Raw genomic sequence first — 21,113 nt, 5'->3', positions numbered from 1 at the left:
TTTCGGGTACAGCGATGCCACTTGGTACGCTGGACAGAGATCCTCCCCCCTTCTTCCGCCAGGGCCCTTCGGCCCTGTCCAAGCTGGCCGTCTGCAGCGCCCTGGCGCTGTTCCTCATGGTGGCCGACGCCCGCTTCAAGGTGATGCAGCCACTGCGCGTGGCACTGGCCGCGGTGCTGTACCCGGTGCAGTGGCTGGCCCTGCAGCCGGTGGCCTTGGTGGAAAGCAGCAGCGCCTACTTCACCACCGTGGCCACGGCCGAAACCGCCCAGGAACAATCCCGCCGCAAGCTCAGCGCCCAGTCGCTGCGCGCCAACCAGGTGGAGCAGCTGGAGCTGGAAAACAACCGGCTGCGCAAGCTGCTGGACCTGAGCCCGCGCCTGAGCGCACCGTTCAAGGCCGCGCAAGTGCTCTATGACGCCGCTGACCCCTACACCCGCAAAGTCATCGTGGACAAGGGGCTGGCCCAAGGCTTGGCACTGGGCTCCCCGGTGCTGGACGAGTTCGGGGTGATTGGCCAGGTCACGCGCGTCTACCCGATGGTGAGCGAAGTGACGTTGATCACCGACCGCGACCACGCCATTCCCGTGCTCAATGCGCGCACGGGCGCACGGGGCGTGGCCTTTGGTGACACGTCGACCCACGCCGATGCGCTGGAGCTGCGCTACATGGCTGCCAATGCCGACGTGGCCGTGGGTGACCTGCTGACCACCAGTGGCGTGGACGGCGTGTACCCGCCCGGCCTGCCGGTGGCGCGCGTGGAAAAAGTGGAGCGCCGTGTGGACGCGGTGTTTGCGCGCATTTACTGTGTGCCGCTGGCCATGGTGTCTGGCGCCGAGCACGTGATCGTGCTGGACCCGCTGAACGCACAGATGGCGGCCCGGCCTGCGGCTGAGCCCGCACCGGTGGCACCCAAACGGGGCGAAGTGAAATGATCATGCGTCAAGGGCAGCAACTGCTGCTGCCGGCCAACCCCCTGTTTATCTGGATCAGCCTGGTGGCGGCGTTGTTGCTCAACATGTTGCAGAACATGGGCCTGTGGGGCCGTGCGGCCTGGGCGCCCGATGTGCTGGCCGTGGTGCTGGTGTTCTGGACCGTGCACCAGCCCCTGCGCGTGAGCATTGGTGCAGCCTTCGTGTTTGGCCTGCTGATGGACGTGCACCAGGGTGGCTTGCTGGGACAGCACGCCATGGCCTACACCGCGCTGAGCTTTCTGGCCATCACCGTGCACCGTCGCCTGCTGTGGTTCTCGGTGCCCTCACAGGCCGCGCAAGTGTTGCCGCTGTTTGCCGTGGCCCATGGGCTGGAGCTGATACTGCGCCTGTTGGGTGGCGGCACGTTTCCCGGTTGGTGGATGGTGCTGGCCCCGCTGCTGGAGGCCGCGCTCTGGCCGGTGGTCAGCATTGTGTTGCTGGCCCCGCAGCGCCGCGCGCCCGACCCCGACGCCAACCGCCCCCTGTGAATATGACCCCCACGCTTGCCACTGCGTGTGCTGCGCTGCCCCCCGAGGGGGCTGGTTCGCCTTGGGGCGGCCCGGCGGCGAACCATCTGCCCTGACCCATGACAGAACTGCGCAACGTTCAGGTCGATCTGGCGCGCTTTCGCACGCGTGTGTTTGTGGTCAGTGTGGTGGTACTCACCTGCTTTGTGCTGCTGGCGCTGCGCCTGGCCTATTTGCAGATCGTGCGCCACGAAGACCTGCGCGCACAGGCCGAGAGCAACCGCACCTCCATTGTCCCTATCGTGCCCAACCGCGGGCTGATCCTGGACCGCAACGGGGTGGTGCTGGCCAGCAACTACTCGGCCTACACCCTGGAGATCACGCCGTCCAAGAGCCTGGGTGTGGAGCAGACGCTGGACAACCTGTCCAGCGTGATCGATATCACCGCGCGTGACCGACGCCGTTTCAAAAAGCTCATGGAGGAGTCCAGAAGCTTTGAGTCGTTGCCGGTGCGCACGCGCCTGACCGACACCGAAGTGGCACGCTTCGCGGCTCAGCGTTTCCGGTTCCCCGGTGTGGAAATCAAGGCGCGGTTGTTTCGCAGCTACCCGTATGGTGAGCTGGCCAGCCATGTGATTGGCTACATCGGCCGCATCAACCCGTCGGAAAAAGAAAAGATCGACGACAGCGAGGATCAGGCCAACTACCGGGGTACCGAATACATCGGCAAGCTGGGTGTGGAGCAGAGCTTTGAGCACGAGCTGCATGGCATTACGGGCGTCGAGCGCATGGAAACCTCGGCTGGAGGACGCGCGGTGCGCAAGCTGGCCAGCACACCCTCCACGCCGGGCAACGTGGTCGTGCTGTCCATCGACATCAAGCTGCAAAAACTCATCGAAGACATGTTTGGCACGCGCCGTGGCGCGCTGGTGGCGCTGGACCCCAAGACCGGCGAGGTGTTGGCGTTTGTCAGCAAGCCCACGTTCGACTCCAACCTGTTTGTAGAGGGCATTGACCAGGAGAACTGGCAGATGCTCAACGAGTCCATCGACAAGCCGTTGCTGAACCGCGCCCTGCGCGGCACGTACCCGCCGGGTTCTACCTACAAGCCCTTCATGGCGCTGGCCGCGCTGGAGACGAATACGCGCTCTGCCACCACGCTGATCAACGACCCGGGCTTTTACATGTTTGGTGGCCACCGCTTTGGCAGCCCCGAGAACGAGCGCGGTGGCGTGATGGACATGCGCCGCGCGATCGTGGAATCCAGCAACGCCTATTTCTACTCCCTGGCCAACGAGCTGGGCGTGGACACCATGCACGACTTCATGAAGCCGCTGGGCTTTGGCCAGATCACCGGCATCGACATCAATGGCGAGGTGCGCGGTGTGCTGCCCAGCCAGGACTGGAAGAAGCGCTACTACAAGCGCCCCGAACAGCAGAAGTGGTACGCCGGTGAGACCATCTCGCTGGGCATTGGCCAGGGCTACAACAGCTTCACCATGCTGCAGATTGCCCAGGCCGTGTCCACGCTGGCCAACAACGGCGTCAAGCACAAGCCGCAGCTGGTGATCGCCACGCAGGACGCTACGACGCGGGTGCGTGTGCCCGTGGCCCCCGAACCGCCGCAGGACCTGGGCTACAAGCCGGAAAACGTGGCGCTGGTGCGCAACGCCATGGTGGGCGTGACCCAGGGCGGCACCGGGACCCGCGTGTTCGCCGGGGCGGGCTATGTGAGCGGTGGCAAGACCGGCACCGCCCAGGCCGTGAGTCTGGGCAAGAACCAGAAGTACAACGCGTCCTCGATGGAGGAGCACCAGCGCGACCACTCGCTGTACATCGCGTTTGCACCGGCGGACGACCCCAAGATTGCGCTGGCGGTGATTGTGGAGAACGCCGGCTTTGGTGCTGCCTCCGCCGCGCCCATTGCGCGGCGCACCTTTGACTATTGGCTGCTGGGCCAGTACCCCAGCGAAGAAGACTTGGCTGCGGTCAGCCGTGGCCAGGCCACAGCGCCGATTGGCAAGCCGCGCAAGGCCGACGACATCGCCTGGCCCCCCGCCCCGCGCTGAGCCTAGCCGCGCAAGAACGCGTCGTAGCCGGTCTTCAGTATCAGGGCCGACACCACCACAATGAAGACGCTGCGCACAAAGCCTGTGCCGTGCTTGAGCGCCAGGTGTGTGCCGGCCAGGCTGCCCAGCACATTGGCCACCGCCATGGCCGCCACAAAGTGCCACCAGACATGGCCCTTGAGCGTGAACAGCAGCAGCGCCGCGAGGTTGGACGCGGTGTTGAGCAGCTTGGCCCCGGCCGAGGCGTTCAGGAAGTCATAGCCCAGCAGCCGCACCAACAAAAATACAAAGAAGCTGCCCGTGCCCGGGCCGAAGAAGCCGTCGTAAAACCCGATGCCCAGGCCGATGGCACAGGCCGCCAGCGTCTCGTGCTGGCCGACAAAGCGCGGCACATGGTGGCGCCCCAGGTCTTTCTTGGCCAGCGTGTAGGCCAGCACCGCCAGCAGCACCAGGGGCAAAGCCTTGCGCAACTGCTGCGGTGACACCACGGTGACCAGCCAGGCCCCCCCCAGCGCAGCGGCAAAGCACACGGCTGCCGCGGGGCCTATGGTTTGCCAGCGCAGCTGCACCTTGCGGTTGTACTGCACCGTGGCAATGGCCGTGCCCCAGACCGACGCGGCCTTGTTGGTGCCCAGCAGTGTGGCCGGAGGCGCCTGGGGGAAGACGGCGAACAGCGCGGGGGTCAGCACCAGGCCGCCTCCGCCCACGATAGAGTCGATAAAACCGGCCAGGAGCGAGGCCAAGGTGACAAACAGCATTTCCATTTCCGAATTGTCGCATCCGGGGTTGAGGGACTGTTTGCTATAAATTTGATAGCTGCTGGCGCAATGTTGACGGGGGCTGGGGGGCGAAAAGGCATAAAAAAGCACCGGGGGTGCCGGTGCTTTTGTAAAACTGCATCTTGGTGTGCAGGGTTTGTAGTTCGTTGTTAGCCGTCTCCTCGGCGTCGTTTCAAGCTTGGTCTTTGCAGACCTCGCAGTTGCTGTCAGGTGCTGCGTTAGAAAGAAATGTATCCGCCTTGCGGGCCTTGCGGCATCGGGACAAACCCTTCATTGGCGCACTGCCGCTGCATCTTCTGCAATCCATTGCGCGGCCTTCTCCGCAATCATCAGTGTGGGTGAGTTGGTGTTGCCGCTGGTGATCAACGGCATCACGCCCGCGTCCACCACACGCAGCCCCGCCACACCCCGCACCTGCAGACGGCTGTTCACCACGGCCGTCGGGTCGTCCTCACGCCCCATCTTGGTGGTGCCTACGGGGTGGAAGATGGTGGTGGCAATGTCGCCGGCCAGTTGGGCCAGCTCGGCATCGCTTTGGAACTGCGCGCCGGGCTTGTACTCCTCGGGCTGGTACTTGGCCAGCGCAGGTTGCGCCACGATCTTGCGCGTCACGCGCAGCGAGTCGGCGGCAATCTGGCGGTCGGCCTCGGTGCTCAGGTAGTTGGGGGCAATGGCGGGCGCGGTGTGGAAGTCGGGCGACTGGATCTGCACCTTGCCGCGGCTGGTGGGGTTCAGGTTGCAGACGCTGGCGGTGAAGGCGTTGAAGGTGTGCAGTGGCTGACCAAACGCGTCCAGGCTCAGGGGCTGCACGTGGTATTCCAGATTGGGGTGGGGCTGGTTGGCGTCGCTGCGCGTGAAGGCGCCCAGCTGGCTGGGCGCCATGCTCATGGGGCCGCTGCGCTTGAAGGCGTATTCCAGCCCGATCTTGGCCTTGCCCCACAGGCTGTTGGCCTGCACGTTCAGCGTGGGTGTGTTCTTGACCTTGAAGACCGCGCGTATCTGCAGGTGGTCTTGCAGGTTGGCGCCCACGCCCGGCAGGTCATGCTGTACCGGCACGCCATGGCGTTGCAGCAGCTCGGCAGGCCCCAGGCCCGAGAGTTGCAAGATCTGCGGCGAGCCCACGGCGCCGGCGCACAGCAGCACCTCGGCACGCGCGGTGGCGGTCACCATCTCCCGGCCATCCCACACCTGCACACCGGTGCAGCGCAGGGGCGCGTCGCCCTCGGTCTGTGGCTCCACCACCAGCTTGGCCACCTGGGCCGCTGTCCACAGTTCGAAGTTGGGGCGGGCGTAGCACAAGGGGCGCAAAAAGGCCTTGGCCGTGTTCCAGCGCCAGCCGGCTTTCTGGTTCACCTCAAAGTAGCCCACACCTTCGTTGTTGCCGCGGTTGAAATCGTCGGTGGCCGGAATGCCAGCCTGCGTGGCGGCCTGGGCGAACGCGTCCAGCACGTCCCAACGCAGGCGCTGTTTTTCCACACGCCATTCGCCGCCTGCCTGGTGGTGGCGCAGCACCTTGCGGTAGTCGGTGCCACTGTCTTGCAGCAGGGGCGAAGGTGCACCCTTGGCACCATGCAGCGCGTTGGCACCTTTGTGGTGGTCTTCGTGCAGCTTGAAGTAGGGCAGGCTGTTCTCCCAAGTCCAGTTCGCGTCACCCGTCAGCTTGGCCCACTGGTCGTAGTCGCGCGCCTGGCCGCGCATGTAAATCATGCCGTTGATGCTGGAGCTGCCCCCCAGCGTTTTGCCGCGCGGGTAGCGCAGGCTGCGGCCGTTCAGGCCGGCCTCGGCCTCGGTGTTGTAGAGCCAGTCGGTGCGCGGGTTGCCAATGCAGTACAGGTAGCCCACGGGAATGTGGATCCAGTGGTAATCGTCCTTGCGGCCTGCCTCGATCAGCAGCACGCGTTTGGACGCATTGGCGCTGAGCCGGTTGGCCAGCAGGCAGCCGGCCGTGCCCGCGCCGATGATGATGTAGTCGAAGGTGGTGTCGTTCATAGCAGCAAAAAGAAGGCGGCAGACACCGCGGTAGGAAGCAGGGCGCCCAGCAACAGGCCGCCCGCACCGATGGAACTGTCCGCAAAGCCCGCGCGCAGCAGCGCTACGCCCGCGGGGTTGGGGGCATTGGCAATCACGGTCAGGCCGCCGCCTGCGACGGCACCGGCCACCAGCATGTACTTGGCGGGGTCAGACATGCCCACGATCAGCGAGCCCAGGTAAGTCAGCGCGGCGTTATCGGTCATGGCGGTCAGGCCCAGCGCGCCGAAGAACAGCGCCGTGGGCGCCAGGCTGGACACGATGGGCTGCAGCCACCACTGCTGCATGCCGCCCAGCACCACCAGCCCGGCCAGAAAGAAGCCCACCAGCAGGCCCTCTTTGAGGATCAGCGGGTTCTGAAAGCGCGCATAGGCCTGGGTGTAGCCCAGGAAAAACAGGAACAGGCCCAAAAACAGCACCGGGTGGTGCGCCATGAGCACCACGCCGGCCAGAAACACCAAGTGCACCAGGCTCACGAACCAGGGCACCGGGGTGTCGGCCGCAGGGGCCGCGTGGGGGACGACCCGTTTGAGCTGCGGCCGCAGGTACAGCACCAGGGCCGTGGCATTCACCAGCACCGCCAGCGCGGCTTTCCAGCCAAAGGTGTGGGCCATGAAGGCCGTGTCCCAACCCCAGGTACCAGCCACCATGAGCACAGGTGGCGCGGCATACGAGGTCAGCGTGCCGCCAATGGAGATGTTCACAAACAGCACGCCCAGCGCCGCGTACTTGTGGCGCTCGGGCATCTGGGGGGTGAAGATTTGCGGCGCCAGCATCAGCGCGGCCAGCGTCATGGCTGCGGGCTCGGTGATCAGAGAACCCAGCAGCGGCACTACCGCCATACCCAGCCACACCAGCACCGTGGTGGTGGGCAGGGGCACGGCGCGCGCCACGGCCAGCAGCAGCGCCCGCACGGCTTCGAGCACCGGGCGCGAGGCGGCCACCACCATCACCACGCAGACAAACAGCGGCTCGGTGTACTGGCGCGATTCGGCGTAGTCAATCGCCTGCTGGCTGCCCGATAGCAGCGCCATGCAGGCGATCAGCACAAAGGCCCAGAAACCAAACACCACCTCCACCTCGCCCAGCAGGTGCAGCAGCCCCGCGTGGCGCGGGTGGCGGTGGGCCAGGCGCTCAAAGGCCTTGGCGCCAAAGGTGTGCAGCAGCGCGATGCCAAACAGCACTGCGCCCACGGTGTGCATCAGGTCCCCCTGCAGGGGTTCGCCGGCCATGCGGCTCAGGTCCCGGTCCAGACGGGTTTGCGCTTTTCCTGGAAGGCCTTTTGGCCTTCCTTGGCATCGTCCGTCAGCGTGAACAGCGCAATCTGGCTTTCGGTGAACGCCATGGATTCTTCAAACGCCATGGCCTCTACCGTCTTCATGGTGTACAGCCCGCGGCGGATGGCTGCGGGGGATTTGTCCAAGATGCGGTCCAGCAGCCACTGCAGCTTGGCATCCACGTCATCGTCCACATGGTTCACCAGCCCGCACTGCAGCGCCTGCGCGCTGGTGAGGGGCTCACCGGTGATGCACATCTCGGCCAGCGTGCGCCGCGGTATCAGGTGCTGCAGCACGCTGAGTACCTGGGCCGGGAACACGCCCACCTTCACCTCGGGCAGGCCAAACGTGGCGTGGGTGGACGCCACCGCCATGTCGCACATGGCCAAGAGGCCCATGCCGCCCGCCAGGCAAAAACCGTTCACCCGCGCCACCATCGGGATGTGGCTGGCGCGCGCCACGCGCAGCAGCTTGGCCAGATGGGCGTGCGGCTCGGAATAGTCGGAGGTGAACACCTTGGAGGCCTGCAAATCCGCCCCCGCACAAAAGGCCTTGGGGCCCGCACCGGTGATGACGATGGCGCGGATGCTGCGGTCGCTTTGTGCGCCGGCAATGGCCTGGGCCATGCCCGCAATCACGGCGTGGCTCATGGCGTTGCGCCGTTCTTCGCGGGTGATGGTGAGCCACAAAACCGGGCCGCGTTGTTCCACCTGCAGTTCGGTGGCGCTGTCTGCGTTGTTCTGAATGTCCATGGTGTCTCCTGAAGGCTATTTTGCTTGTATTTCGTAGCGGGTACGATGCGAACCTCATCCACTCTCTCCCAGACCCGCCCGTGGAGGACTCCCAGCCCCGCATTGCCTTGCAGACTGCCACCGCACCGTCGGTCGTGGCGCTGCATGGCCGTTGGACCGCCGACCACCTGGCCGTGCCCGCCACTTGGCAGGCCCTGCAGCAGGGCCTGGGCCAGGCGCAGACGGCCAGTGCCGGCGGCCGCGCCCCGTTGTGGAATCTCAGCAGCCTGCAGCGCCTGGACCACACCGGTGCCCAGGTACTGTGGAATGCCTGGGGCCGCCATTGGCCCGAACAGCTGGAACTGCTGCCCGCCCAACGCGCCATGCTGGAACGGGTGGCGCAGTTTTCGGTACCTCCGCCCCCTGTGCAACGCACCTCGTTGACCGCCCTGCTGGCCGTGTTGGGCCGCCGCATGCTGGGCTTGCTGGCGCACCTGGAGGGCGCCGTGCGCCTCATCGGCCAGCTCTGGCTGGACCTGCTGCACCTGGCGCGCAGCCCGCTGCACGCGCCTTGGCGTGATATTTCGGGGCACCTGTACCGCATTGGCGCTACGGCGCTGCCCATCACCGCGTTGGTGGGCTTTTTGATTGGCGTGGTGCTGGCCTACCTGATGTCGCAGCAGCTGCGCCAGTTTGGGGCGGACACCTTCATCGTCAACATCCTGGGCATCGCGTTGATCCGTGAGCTGGGGCCGGTGCTGGCCGCCATCCTGATTGCGGGGCGGTCTGGCTCGGCCATCACCGCGCAGATCGGGGTGATGCGTGTGACCGAAGAGCTGGACGCCATGCGTGTGCTGGGCATCGCCAAGGGCTACCGCCTGGTGATGCCGCGCACCCTGGCCATGGCGCTGGCCATGCCCCTGCTGGCGGTGTGGACCACGCTGGCCGCCCTCTTGGGCGGCATGCTGGCGGCGGACTTGGCCATGGGCCTGTCGCCGGCCTACTTTGTCACCGCGCTGCCCAAGACGGTGGACATTGCCAACCTCTGGCTGGCGCTGGCCAAGAGCACGGTGTTTGGCGTGCTGATCGCCCTCATCGGCTGCCACTACGGCCTGCGCGTCAAGCCCAACACCCAGAGTCTGGGGCAGGGCACCACGGCCTCGGTGGTCACCTCCATCACCGCGGTGATCTTGGTGGACGCGCTGTTTGCCGTGCTGTTCAAGGGGGTGGGTGTATGACCGAGGCACGCAAACCCATTGTGCAGATTGACAAGCTGTGGTCGTCGTTTCGCACCGCGGGCCAGACCAGCGTGATCCACCAGGACCTGGACCTGACGATTGAACGCGGCGAGCTACTGTCGATCGTGGGTGGCTCGGGCAGCGGCAAGACCGTGCTGCTGCGCCAGATGCTGGGGCTGGAGACGCCCACGCGCGGCAGTGTGACGGTGCAGGGCCGCCCGGCCGACGAGTTGGGGCGCGCGGGCGCCGCCAGCCGCGTGGGCATGCTGTTTCAGCATGGCGCGCTGTTCTCATCATTCACTGTGCTGGAGAACATCGCATTTCCGCTGCGCGAGCTGGGCACGCTGCCGCCGAACCTGGTGCGCGATGTGGCCATGGTGAAGTTGCAGATGGTGGGGTTGGAGGCACGCCACGCCCACAAAATGCCGGCCGATTTGTCGGGCGGCATGGTCAAGCGCGTGGCGCTGGCGCGTGCACTGGTGATGGACCCGCCGCTGCTGCTGCTGGACGAGCCCACCGCCGGGCTGGACCCTGATAGCGCCGACGGCTTTTGCACCTTGCTGCAAAGCCTGCACCGCGAGCTGGGCCTGACCGTGGTGATGGTCACCCACGACCTAGACACGATTTTTGAACTCAGCACCCGGGTGGCCGTGGTGGCGGACAAGCATGTGGTGATCAACGCCCCGCCCAGCGAGGTGGTGGCCTTTGCGCACCCGTTTGTGCAGGATTTTTTCCGCGGTGGGCGCGGGCACCGGGCCATGGCCCTGTTGCACCCCACCCCGGATGCCGTGTAGAAAGACAAACTTATGGAAAACAAATCCCACGCCTTTGCCGCCGGTGCCTTTGTGCTGGTGGTGGCGGCCCTGCTCACGGCGCTGGCCGCCTGGCTAACGCGCGACACCGCGGAGCAGCGGGTCTTCGAAATCTCCAGCGCCGAGGGGGTGACCGGCCTGCAGTCGCAAGCCGGTGTGCGCTACAAGGGCGTGATGGTGGGCCGCGTGACCGACATTGCGTTGGATAGCAAGCAGCGCGGCAATGTGCTGGTGCGCATTGCGGTGAACGACGTGGCGCCCATCACCACCACCACCTTTGCGACGCTGGGCTTTCAGGGCGTTACGGGCCTGGCCTTCATCCAGCTGGACGACAGCAACACCGCCAGCCCCGCGCTGGAGGGCAGTGGCGGCACGGTGCCGCGCATTCCCATGCGCGCCAGCATGTTCTCGCGCCTGACCGACCAGGGTGGCAACCTGCTGACCCAGCTGGAGCAGGCCAGCGTGCGCGTGAATGGCCTGCTGGCGGTGGACAACCAAAAGCAGTTGCTGACAGCGATCAACAACCTCGGCCGCGCCGCCGCCAGCGTGACCGCGCTGACCGAGCATGCCGACCAGGTGCTGGGCCCCAAGACCGGCCCCGACGCCGTGAGCCTGCCACGCATGGCGGCGCAGGCCGATGCCACGCTCAAGAGCATGCAGGCCACGTCAGACCGTTTGGGCGCCAGCGCCGACGCGGTGCGCACCTCGGCCGCGGCTTTCCAGCAGACCAACCGCCGCATGAACGAGCCCGGTGGCACGCTGGACAAAATCGCCCAGAGCACCGAGGCGCTGGCCCACACCAGCCGCCAGGTCAATGCCCAGCTGCTGCCCCGCCTGAGCCGCGCCACCGACGACACCGCCCGCGCCGTGCGCCAGGTAGGCCGCGCAGCCGATACCGTGGGCGACAATCCCCAGTCCCTGCTGTGGGGCAAGGGCGCCGCCACCCCTGGTCCGGGCGAACACGGCTTTGTGGCGCCCGCCGCTGCCGGTGCGGCCGCCCCATGAACCCGGCCCCATTGACGATGAATTTTTCAGGAAGTGCTATGAAAAACCTAGCTGCTCGCGCATATTCCACGGGGGCTAGAGGCCTATTTGGCTTGTTTTTTCTGGGCGCACTGGCCGGGTGTGGTTCCACCAAGCCCGGGGCCAATGCCGCCGTTTACGACTTTGGCCCTGGCATGGTGACCGAGCAGCCCAGCAATCGCATGGCGCCCCTGCCCCCGCTGGCGCTGGGCGAGGTGCAGGCCAGCACTGCGCTGGACAACCTGGCTCTGGTTTATCGCCTGGGCTACAGCGACTCCCAGCAGCTGCGCCCCTACGCGCAGGCGCGCTGGAGCATGCCGCCGGCCCAGCTGCTGCGCCAGCGCGTGCGCGAGGCCCTGGGCCAGCGCCGCGCCGTGGTGAACCTGGCCGACGGTGTGTTGCCCGCGCCGGGCACCCTGGTGTTGCGCTTGGAGCTGGAAGAATTCAGCCAGCTGTTTGAAACCGCCGATCGCAGTGCCGCCGTGTTGCGCCTGCGCGCCACCCTGGCCCAGGTGGGCAGCGGTGGCGACAGCCTGGTGGCCCAGCGCAGCTTTGTCGCCCAGCAGCCCAGCATCAGCGCGGACGCGGCCGGTGGCGTGCGCGCCCTGACCGTGGCCACCGATGCGGTGGTCGAGCAGCTGGAGCAGTGGGTGCAGCAAACCCAGGCCAGCCTGCCCGCGCGCTAACCCATGCCTGAACGCCTGGCACTGACCTCGCTGCCGCTGTTCCCGCTGAACACGGTGCTCTACCCCGGTGGCACGCTGCAGCTGCAAATCTTCGAGGTGCGCTACCTGGACCTCATGGGCAAATGCCACAAGACCGGCGCGCCATTTGGCGTGGTCTCACTCACCCAGGGCAGCGAAGTGCGTCGCGCCGACCCGCAGGGGCCTAGCGGCGACGGCTTTGCACAGGAGGCCTTTGTGGATGTGGGCACGCTGGCCACTATCTCCGAGTTTTCGTCGCCCCAGGCCGGGCTGATGCTGCTGCGCTGCACGGCGGGCGAACGTTTTCGCATCACCCAGCGCAGCCGCCTCAAACATGGGCTGTGGGTGGCTGACGTGCAGGGGCTGCCGCCCGATCTGCCCACCCCGGTGCCCGAGGATTTGCTGTCTGTGGCGCAAGCGCTGGACAACCTGATCCAGCGGCTCAAAGACCACCCCAATGGCCAGGCACTGCCCGTGGAGCCGCCTTACCGGCTGGATGACTGTGGCTGGGTGGCGAACCGCTGGTGCGAGCTGCTGCAGTTGGCGCCCCACCTCAAGCAAAGCCTGATGCAGCTGGAAAACCCGCTGCTGCGGTTGGAGCTGGTGGGCGACATCCTGAACCGTTCCGGCATCGGCCCCTGAATCGGCCGTGGATGCCGCGCCGGGCGCTCAGTGCGCCAGCGCGGGGAACAGCTTGGTCAGTCCGTCAGACATGACCTCCACCGCCAGTGCGGCCAGGATCAGGCCCATAAGTCGGGTCATCACGTTGATGCCGGTCTTGCCCAAAATGCGTGCAATCGGTTGCGCGAGTGAGAAGCAGATGGCCGTGGCCAGCGCAATCACCACGCCGTAGCCCACCAGCGTGGTGAGCTGCAGCACGGTCTTGGCCTTGTCGGCATAAATCACGACGGTGGACATGGTGGCCGGGCCGGTCAGCAGCGGAATGGTCAGCGGCACCACGGCAATGCTGGCGCCCATGGCGGCCTTCTCGGCGCCGTCTTCCAGTTCGTGGGTGTTCGTCTTGGCCTCGGCTGGCTGGGCGTTCAGCATGTTCAGCGCACTGGTCAACAGCAACATGCCGCCGCCCACCTGAAAGCTGGCCAGCGAGATGCCGAAGAACTCCAGGATCTGCAGGCCCAGCATGGCGCTGATGGCAATCACCACAAACGCGCTGAACGACGACACCCACACCGTGTTGCGCCGCTGTTCGTAGCTGAAGCCCTGGGTGTAGTGGATGAAGAACGGCACGATGGCCAGCGGGTTCACGATGGCCAACAGGGTGATCAGCGGTTTGAGGTCCATGGGCACGTCCTGGAAATGGGGTCGTGGCATGGTAATCCACCGCGAGGCTGTGCACGATCCAAATTAGTGTCTGCAGAACGCTGGCTTGTAGCGCTTGGGCGCGGTATAAATGCCGGGTTGCCACTCCCGGGCTGCCGGGTACTCGGTGGCCCCAGGGAGGAAGAACATGACAGATTCGCTTGATTTTTTCACCAAGCCTGCGGTGTTGGTGGTGGACGATACGCCGGACAACCTGGCGTTGATGACCGAACTGCTGAAGGGCACGTACCGGGTCCGGGTTGCCAACAATGGCGAAAAGGCCCTGCAGCTGGTGCGCAGCAGCCCTCCGGACTTGATCCTGCTGGACATCATGATGCCGGGGCTGTCCGGGTACGACGTCTGCAAGACCCTGAAAGCGGATGCCACCACCCAACACATTCCCATCATCTTCCTCACGGCCATGATTGCCAAGGAAGAGGAGAAGAAAGGCCTGGAACTGGGGGCGGCGGACTTCATCACCAAGCCGGTCAATCCGCCCATCATGCTGGCCCGCGTTGCCACGCAGTTGCAGGTCAAGGCTGCGGCTGATTTCCTCAAGGACCAGAACGCCTACCTGGAAGCGGAAGTGCAACGTCGTGGGCAGGAACTGGCCGCCATTCAGGACGTGACCATTTTGGCCATGGCCTCGCTGGCCGAAACCCGCGACAACGATACCGGCAACCACATCCGCCGCACCCAGCACTACCTGCTGTGTCTGGCCAACCATTTGCGCGACCACCCACGGTTCTCCTCCTTCCTGACCGAGCGCACCATCGACATGCTGTTCAAGTCCGCGCCGCTGCACGATATCGGCAAGGTCGGCATTCCGGACCGCATCCTGCTCAAGCCCGGGCGCTTTGAACCCCATGAGTTCGAGATCATGAAAACCCACTGCAAGCTGGGCCGCGATGCCATCCAGCACGCCGAAGACCAGCTCGGGCTGAAGGTGGACTTTCTGGCCTTCGCCAAGGAAATTGCCTATGGTCACCAGGAGAAGTGGGATGGCAGTGGCTACCCCGAAGGCCTGGCCGGCGACGCCATTCCCATCTCGGCGCGCCTCATGGCCGTGGCCGATGTGTACGACGCGCTGATCAGCCGCAGGGTCTACAAGGAAGGCATGCCGCACGAGAAGGCGGTAGCCATCATCCGCGAGGGGCGCGGCACCCATTTCGACCCGGACATGGTGGACGCCTTCCTGGCGTTGACTGAGCAGTTTCAATCCATTGCAGCGAGGTACGCCGACAGCGACGAGGACTTGGCACACAAGGCGGCAAGCCTGAAGACCATCTCTGGTTGAGCGCATGCGGGACGACGACGATCTGATGCACAGGATCTCCGGCCTGCGCAGTGGCGGGTGGGTGGTGGCTGTGTTGGCCGTGTGTGTGGCCTTGCTAACAGGCGCACTGGACGGGTACTGGCGTTCGCAGCAGCGCGTGGGGCTGCTGGAAACCGAGGCCCAGCGTAGCAGCCTCGATCTCATGTCGGCGACGCTCAACGGCAGCCTCATGGGCTCGATTGCGTTGCTCGGGTTGATTGACGGTGACATCAAGCAGGAGGCCACGGACGGTCTGCTGTCCGACGATGCCGACACGGAAACCCGGCTCGGCATCCTGGGGCGGGCCTTCAGTGCAGAAGGGGTGTTTGTGGTCGGGCGTGACGGCATCGTGCGTTCGTCCTGGGATAGGGTCAACAAATCCTCCAAAGGGCTGGACGTGCGTTTTCGGCCCTACTTCCAAAGGGCGATGGATGGCAAGGCCAGCGTGTATGCCGCGGTAAGCCTCGCGCGCGGTGACCGCTCGCTGTACTTTGCGGCGCCGATCTTTGCGGAGATGGCCCAGTCCCGCAGTGGCGTGGGTGCGGTGGTGGCTCGCATCGGGCTGGATAGATTGAACACACGGCTCAAAGGGCGGTTTGACACCGCCTTGTTGTTATCCCCCCAAGGCGTGGTGTTTACGAGCAGCCGCGACGACTGGGTCGGACGCATCGAAGGGGCGTCCACGCCGCAGCGGTTGCTGGAAATTCGGCGGCTCAAGCAATTCGGCGCGCTCTTCGAGCAACATGACCCACTGACCTTGCCGGTGGAGAACCGCACAGGGCTGCAAACGGTGGAGGGGCGTTCGTTCGCAGTGGCCCAGGCCTCGGTGGACTGGAACGACCCCAGTGGGAATTGGACCTTGCTGGTCATGGAAGACGTGTCTCGCACGGTACCCTGGCCTTCCGTGGTGTGGAAGGGCGTCGCAGCCGGTCTGATCGCCGCGCTGCTGGGTGGCATGGGTTTGCGTTTGCTGCGGGGACGGCGTATCCAGGCCTTGGCGGCCCAGCAATTGCAGCGCTACGCGCACGAACAAGAGCACCAGCTGCAAAGCCGCCGTGCACTCGCAACCCTTTCCACCGCCTTGCAGCACAGTACCGATCTGGAGAGCTTTTCCACGGCCTTCTTCCAAGGCGCGCGTGCCATGGTGGGCCTGGTGCAAGGCACGCTGTACAGCGCTACTGACGAAGAAGGACACAACCTGGCTTTGGCCGGTGTGAGTGCCTGCGCGGATCTGCCGCCCGCCACCGTTCGGGCCGGCGAGGGGCTGTTGGGTCAAGTGGCCCAGGAACGGCGCAGTTTGGTCGTGCCGCTGCCGGATGACGCGCGCTGGGTCCTGCGCTCCGGCACTGGGGGCACCCGTGTGGCCGTATTGCACATGGTGCCGCTGCTGGTGCAGGAGCGGCTGGTCGGTGTGGTGGAAATGGCTTTCTTGCAAATGCCCGACGCGCAGCACATGGAATTGATCAACGAACTGGTAATGCTGCTAACCAACCACCTGGAAATCTTGCGCCGCACCTTGCATCTGGAGCGACGGGCGGCACATCCCACGCATGCAATCGAGGATCCCGTATGAACTCCCTCAGTCTCTTGTTGGAAAGACGCGCCTTGCGGGTCAAATTGGCCCTGGGTCTTTTCATTTTGCTGGCCTTTGCCGCCGCCGTGGGCGTAGTGAGCCTGCAGTCGCAGCTGCGTCTGATCGACAAAATCGACCGCCTGTACCAACAGGAAATGCTGGGTTTGGGCAATGCCAAGAGTGTGCAAATGCTTTACCTGGTGATCGGCCGCGAACTGCGCCAGGCAGCCTTGGTCGGGCCGGGTGCGGCGCGTGAGGAGACCTTGAAGGGCGTTGCCCAGACCGACACCCAGCTTATGGTCGAGTTGCAGGAGTTGCGGCCACGCCTGTTGATCGACGACCAGAAGCGGCTGCTCGGGGCCTTTGAAATGGAATACCAGGCCTACAAGGCCAATGTGCAGAAAACCGTCAGTCTGCTGGCCCAGGGTAACGAGGCCCAGGCGGCGGCCTACCTGACCTCGGCAGAGTACCGTGCGCCCGGCCAGCGTGCCAATGCCGCTCTGGAAGAGCTCACCCGGGCCAAGGAGGGCGCGGCCAAGCAGGCTGCCCAAGACTCTGTGCGCAGCGCCGACGCAGCGATTCGGCAGATCACCTTTCTGCTGGTAGCCGGGGGCGTGACCAGTCTTCTGATCGGTTGGTTAATCACCCGCTCCATCCGTCGTCCGTTCGATGCGATCGAGCGGGCGGTGCGTGGCCTTGCGCAGGGCGATCTTGCGGTCGTGGTGCCGCATGCGGACTACGGGAACGAAATAGGCAGCTTGGCACGCTCGGTCCAGGTCTTGCAGCAGGGCGCCCAGCAGATGGACGACCAGAGCTGGATCAAGAGCCATCTGGCGCAGATTTCCAACGCCCTGCAGTCTGCGGATAGCTTTGCGGGGTTGTCCCAAATATTGTTCTCCCATCTGGGACCCTTGGTACGCATTGGTCATGCCGCGTTCTACGTGTTCGAGGCCGACGAGCAGCGGCTGCGCCTGCTGGGGGGCTACGCACTGCGCGAGCGCAAAGAGCTGGGGCAGTACTTTCGCCTTGGCCAGGGGCTGGTGGGGCAATGTGCGCTGGAGCGCGCGCCCATCACACTGACGCAGCCGCCGGCCGACTACATCCGTATTGCGTCCAGCCTGGGCGATGCCCCGCCCGCGACCATCGCCGTGCTACCGGTCGTGCGCGGCGAACGCTTGTTGGGGGTGCTGGAGATAGCCACCTACAGCCCCCTGCACGCCCGTGAGCAAGCGCTTTTGGACGGATTGCTACCGGTGCTGGCCATGAACCTGGAAATCCTTGAGCGCAGCGTACGAACGAACAAGCTGCTGGAAGAGACCCAGCGCCAAACTGCCGCGCTGGAAGAGCAGGCGGAGGAACTGGAAGCCCAAAAGAGCGCCATCCAGGCCACGGAGGCCTGGTACCGGGGCATCATCGAGTCAGCACCAGACGGCCTGCTGATTGCCGATGCGGACGGCAACATCGTGATGGTCAATCACCAGTTGGAACGCATGTTCGGCTATGCCGCCGGCGAGTTGCTGGGCCAACGTATTGAGCAGTTGGTCCCCGAGCCATTGCGCGCCCACCACCCGGCCCTGCGCGCCGGCTTCATGGAGGCCGGTGGCACACGGACGATGACGGCTCGCGACGGCGTACTACAGGGCCGCCGCAAGGACGGCACCCTGTTCCCGGTGGACGTTGGCCTCTCGCGCCTGCCAGGCCAAGGGGGGCGCGGCGTCTGCGTCTGCGCCTCGGTCCGCGACGTGACCGCACGTTTGGAGGCCGAAAAGGCGTTGGCCGAGAGCGCGCAGCGTCTGAACTTCGCTTTGCGTGGCGGCAACCTGGGTCTGTGGGACTGGAACGTTCCCGCCGGCACCAGCAAAGTCAACGACATCTGGGCCGAAATGCTGGGCTACCGGCTGGACGAGGTGGTGGACGAGCATGGCAGCGCCGCCGCAGCGTGGGATCGGCTGCTCCATCCCGAGGACGCCGACGAAGCGAAGCGACGTTTCGCACAGTGCATCGAGACGCCGACCATGTCCGAGTACGAGGCGCTGTGCCGCATGCGCAGCAAGAGTGGTGATTGGCGCTGGATCCTCTCCGTGGGCCGTGCCATCCAGCGGGACGAGAACGGCCGTGCGCTGCGCTTTGTGGGCATCCACCAGGACATCACCGAACGCAAGCGCGCCCAAACCGAGCTGGAAAACAACCGGCAGTTCATGGAGGCGGTACTGGAAAACATGAACTCAGCGGTCTACGTCAAGAACGCTCAGGGGGTGTACACCTACGTCAATTCTGATTGGGAACGGGCCACCGGGCTGCAGCGCGCCGACGTTCTCGGACGCTCCACACTGGATATTGACCACATGGGGCGGGGACAGGCCTACCACGATGCCGACATGGCCGTCATCCATAGCGACCAGCCCACCGTCGTCGAAGAATCGGCTGGCGCGGTTGGTGGCGAGCGCACCTACCAAGTGACCAAGGTTCCCATGCACCAAGGGGGACAGGTGTCGGGCCTGTGCAGCATTGCAGTGGACGTGACAGAGCGCAAGAAGTCGGAGGCGGAGATTCGCCGCGCCAAGGAAATTGCCGAGGACGCGACCAAGGCCAAGAGCGAATTCCTGGCCAACATGAGCCACGAAATTCGCACCCCCATGAACGCCATCATCGGCATGAGCCATCTGGCCTTGCAGACGGATCTTGACAAGAAGCAGCGCAATTACATCGAGAAGGTGCACCGTTCTGGCGAGAACCTGTTGGGCATCATCAACGACATCCTTGACTTCTCCAAGATCGAGGCCGGCAAGATGGGCATGGAAGTCATCGACTTCCGGCTGGAGGATGTGCTGGACAACTTGGCCAACCTGATTGGCCTTAAGGCGGAAGACAAAGGGCTGGAGCTGCTGTTCGACACAGCAGCCGATGTGCCGACGGCCTTGCGGGGCGACCCACTTCGCCTGGGGCAGGTGCTGATCAACCTGGGCAACAACGCGTTCAAATTCACCGAACACGGCGAGGTTGTGGTGGGTGTGGAAAAGATCACTGACGGCGATGCCGACGTGGAGCTGCACTTCTGGGTGCGCGACAGCGGCATTGGCATGACGCCTGCGCAGTGTGCCTCGCTGTTCCAGAGCTTCAGCCAGGCCGATGCATCGACCACACGTAAATATGGTGGCACCGGGCTGGGTCTGGCGATATCCAAAAATCTGGTGGAGATGATGAAGGGCCGCATCTGGGTGGAGAGCGAGCCCGGCAAAGGCTCGACCTTCCATTTCCACGCCCGCTTTGGCCTGCAGACGGACAGCGCAGAGAGTACGCCACGGCGCATGCTGCGCGCCGACGAACTGCGTGGCACGCGCGCGCTGATCGTGGACGACAACGCCAGTGCCCGTGAAATCCTGGGAAGCATGGCGCGCGGGTACGGCCTGTTGATCGACCTCGCGCACAACGGGCAGCAGGCGCTGGACATGCTGAATGCCGCACAGGCGCAGGCACCCTACGATCTGGTGCTGATGGACTGGAGGATGCCCGGCATGGATGGTGTGAAGACGGTGCAGCGTATGCAGGCGCAGTTTCAGCAAGCCATGCCTTCCGTCATCATGGTTACAGCGTATGGCCGTGAAGAAGCCATGGGCGAGGCCCTGCAGTTTGGCGTGCAGTTTTCAGGGGTGCTTACCAAGCCCGTCACTCCGTCCACCTTGTTGGAAGCGATTGGTGTGGCTTTGGGCAAGAGCATGGAGGTCACGAGCCGCGCGGATCAGAAGGCCGTGCGCTACGGCGAGGCCATGACGCAGCTTGCGGGTGCCCGCCTGTTGCTGGTGGAAGACAACGACATGAACCAGGAATTGGCACTGGAGCTGCTGCGCGGTGCCGGTATCGAGGTGGTGCTGGCGGTCAACGGCCAGGAAGCACTGGACACGCTGGCGCGTGACGCGGCTTTCGATGGCGTGCTGATGGATTGTCAGATGCCGGTCATGGACGGGTACACCGCGACCCGCGAAATTCGCAAGCTGGCAGCGTTCGACCATTTGCCCATCGTCGCCATGACGGCCAATGCCATGGCCGGTGACCGCGAGAAGGTACTGGAGTGCGGCATGCAGGACCATATTGCCAAGCCGCTGAACGTGGAGGCGATGTTCAACACGCTGGCGCGGTGGATACACCCCAAGACGCTGGCGCTGACTGAGGGTGGAGCGGCGGTCGCAAGCTCGGCAGACCTGCCGCCGCTGCCTGGAATAGACACCCAGGCGGGACTGGCTACAACGTTGAACAACGGCGGCCTCTACAAGCGTTTGTTGCTGAAGTTCCGCGACAGCCAAAGTAACCTGCGGGAGCGCTTTGCCGCTGCCTGCCAAGACGCGGACCAGAGCGCTCCAGCCCGCTTGGCGCACACGCTCAAGGGTAACGCCGGCAACATAGGTGCACACGGGGTGCAGGCCGCAGCTGGTGTGCTAGAACAGGCCTGTCTGGCTGGCACCAGTCCTACGCAATGGCAGCCACTGCTGGACACGCTGGAGTCGGAATTGATGCCCGTACTGGAGGGGCTGCAAGCCTTGCCCGCATCGAGTGATCAAGCCCAGGCGGTAGTGCAAGTGACCGATCCACAGGCGCTGGACCAGGCGCTGCAGCGGCTGCGGCATCTGCTGAGTCGGGGCGAAGCCGATGCGGATGAAGCCCTGCAGCAGGCGCAGCGGTCGGCCACGGGCACGGCCTGGGCGGGCAAGCTGCAGCGCGCAGCGCGCGCGATGTCTGACTTCGATTTCGATGCCGCCTTGGCATGCTTGCAAGAACCGGGGGTTTGATATGGGCGTGTTTGATGCC

16 protein-coding genes are annotated in these 21,113 nt (G+C 64.9%); 11 read left to right on the top strand and 5 right to left on the bottom strand.

Going from position 1 to position 21,113, the window contains the following annotated elements:
- The first annotated feature begins 14 nt into the window (after window positions 1–14).
- The 3 genes from mreC to mrdA all read left to right on the top strand — a co-directional run bounded on the left by mreC (window position 15) and on the right by mrdA (window position 3,510).
- A complete protein-coding gene (gene mreC, locus AC097R_RS00165; RefSeq protein WP_479595506.1) occupies window positions 15–935 on the top strand; it encodes a rod shape-determining protein MreC in 921 nt (306 codons plus the stop codon).
- Entirely contained in the window at window positions 932–1,462 is a 531-nt protein-coding gene (gene mreD / locus AC097R_RS00160; protein WP_479595505.1) for a rod shape-determining protein MreD, read from the top strand. Before mreC ends, mreD begins: the two co-directional genes overlap by 4 nt.
- Before the next feature lie 98 nt (window positions 1,463–1,560).
- Window positions 1,561–3,510 (top strand): penicillin-binding protein 2, encoded by a 1,950-nt coding sequence (gene mrdA / locus AC097R_RS00155; RefSeq protein ID WP_479595504.1) that lies wholly within the window; start codon window positions 1,561–1,563, stop codon window positions 3,508–3,510.
- 2 nt (window positions 3,511–3,512) lie between these two features.
- On the opposite strand, the gene AC097R_RS00150 is transcribed toward mrdA, so the two are convergent.
- From AC097R_RS00150 to AC097R_RS00135, 4 genes are all read right to left on the bottom strand, one after another.
- Window positions 3,513–4,274, bottom strand: a complete 762-nt coding sequence (locus AC097R_RS00150) for a sulfite exporter TauE/SafE family protein (protein WP_479595503.1) — start codon at window positions 4,272–4,274, stop codon at window positions 3,513–3,515.
- A gap of 285 nt (window positions 4,275–4,559) precedes the next feature.
- Window positions 4,560–6,278 (bottom strand): GMC family oxidoreductase, encoded by a 1,719-nt coding sequence (locus tag AC097R_RS00145; RefSeq protein WP_479595502.1) that lies wholly within the window; start codon window positions 6,276–6,278, stop codon window positions 4,560–4,562.
- A complete protein-coding gene (locus tag AC097R_RS00140) occupies window positions 6,275–7,549 on the bottom strand; it encodes a putative Na+/H+ antiporter (RefSeq protein WP_479595501.1) in 1,275 nt (424 codons plus the stop codon). The genes AC097R_RS00145 and AC097R_RS00140 overlap by 4 nt, the downstream gene beginning before the upstream one ends.
- Before the next feature lie 5 nt (window positions 7,550–7,554).
- On the bottom strand, window positions 7,555–8,346 hold the full coding sequence (locus AC097R_RS00135) for an enoyl-CoA hydratase/isomerase family protein (protein ID WP_479595500.1): 792 nt from the start codon (window positions 8,344–8,346) through the stop codon (window positions 7,555–7,557).
- A 107-nt stretch (window positions 8,347–8,453) separates the two neighbouring features.
- Between AC097R_RS00135 and AC097R_RS00130 the strand changes: the two genes are divergently transcribed.
- The 5 genes from AC097R_RS00130 to AC097R_RS00110 are packed head-to-tail and all read left to right on the top strand — an operon-like array spanning window position 8,454 to window position 12,744.
- Window positions 8,454–9,563: an MlaE family ABC transporter permease gene (locus AC097R_RS00130; RefSeq protein ID WP_479595499.1), complete on the top strand. Its 1,110-nt coding sequence runs from the start codon at window positions 8,454–8,456 to the stop codon at window positions 9,561–9,563.
- Window positions 9,560–10,357 carry an ABC transporter ATP-binding protein gene (locus tag AC097R_RS00125; RefSeq protein WP_479595498.1) on the top strand — a complete coding sequence of 266 codons (798 nt, stop codon included), beginning with the start codon at window positions 9,560–9,562 and terminating at the stop codon, window positions 10,355–10,357. Before AC097R_RS00130 ends, AC097R_RS00125 begins: the two co-directional genes overlap by 4 nt.
- Window positions 10,358–10,369: 12 nt before the next feature.
- On the top strand, window positions 10,370–11,380 hold the full coding sequence (locus AC097R_RS00120; protein WP_479595497.1) for an MlaD family protein: 1,011 nt from the start codon (window positions 10,370–10,372) through the stop codon (window positions 11,378–11,380).
- A 38-nt stretch (window positions 11,381–11,418) separates the two neighbouring features.
- Window positions 11,419–12,084, top strand: coding sequence for an ABC-type transport auxiliary lipoprotein family protein (locus AC097R_RS00115; protein ID WP_479595496.1), 666 nt, complete (start codon window positions 11,419–11,421; stop codon window positions 12,082–12,084).
- Window positions 12,085–12,087: 3 nt separating this feature from the next.
- On the top strand, window positions 12,088–12,744 hold the full coding sequence (locus tag AC097R_RS00110; RefSeq protein WP_479595495.1) for an LON peptidase substrate-binding domain-containing protein: 657 nt from the start codon (window positions 12,088–12,090) through the stop codon (window positions 12,742–12,744).
- Window positions 12,745–12,771: 27 nt separating this feature from the next.
- Here AC097R_RS00110 and AC097R_RS00105 read toward each other — a convergent pair whose 3' ends face one another.
- Entirely contained in the window at window positions 12,772–13,404 is a 633-nt protein-coding gene (locus AC097R_RS00105) for a MarC family protein (protein WP_479598075.1), read from the bottom strand.
- Window positions 13,405–13,570: 166 nt separating this feature from the next.
- Between AC097R_RS00105 and AC097R_RS00100 the strand changes: the two genes are divergently transcribed.
- Genes AC097R_RS00100 through AC097R_RS00090 form a run of 3 tightly spaced genes read left to right on the top strand, consistent with a single transcriptional unit; the run spans window position 13,571 to window position 21,094 of the window.
- Window positions 13,571–14,719: a response regulator gene (locus AC097R_RS00100; protein ID WP_479595494.1), complete on the top strand. Its 1,149-nt coding sequence runs from the start codon at window positions 13,571–13,573 to the stop codon at window positions 14,717–14,719.
- 4 nt (window positions 14,720–14,723) lie between these two features.
- Window positions 14,724–16,310, top strand: coding sequence for a GAF domain-containing protein (locus AC097R_RS00095; protein WP_479595493.1), 1,587 nt, complete (start codon window positions 14,724–14,726; stop codon window positions 16,308–16,310).
- Window positions 16,307–21,094 (top strand): PAS domain S-box protein, encoded by a 4,788-nt coding sequence (locus AC097R_RS00090; RefSeq protein WP_479595492.1) that lies wholly within the window; start codon window positions 16,307–16,309, stop codon window positions 21,092–21,094. Before AC097R_RS00095 ends, AC097R_RS00090 begins: the two co-directional genes overlap by 4 nt.
- Window positions 21,095–21,113: the final 19 nt, after the last annotated feature.

Source organism: Rhodoferax sp. ZS1R25, from assembly GCF_056521335.1.
The sequence above is the reverse complement of the archived record's forward strand: the minus strand, read 5'-3'. Positions and strand labels throughout refer to the sequence as shown.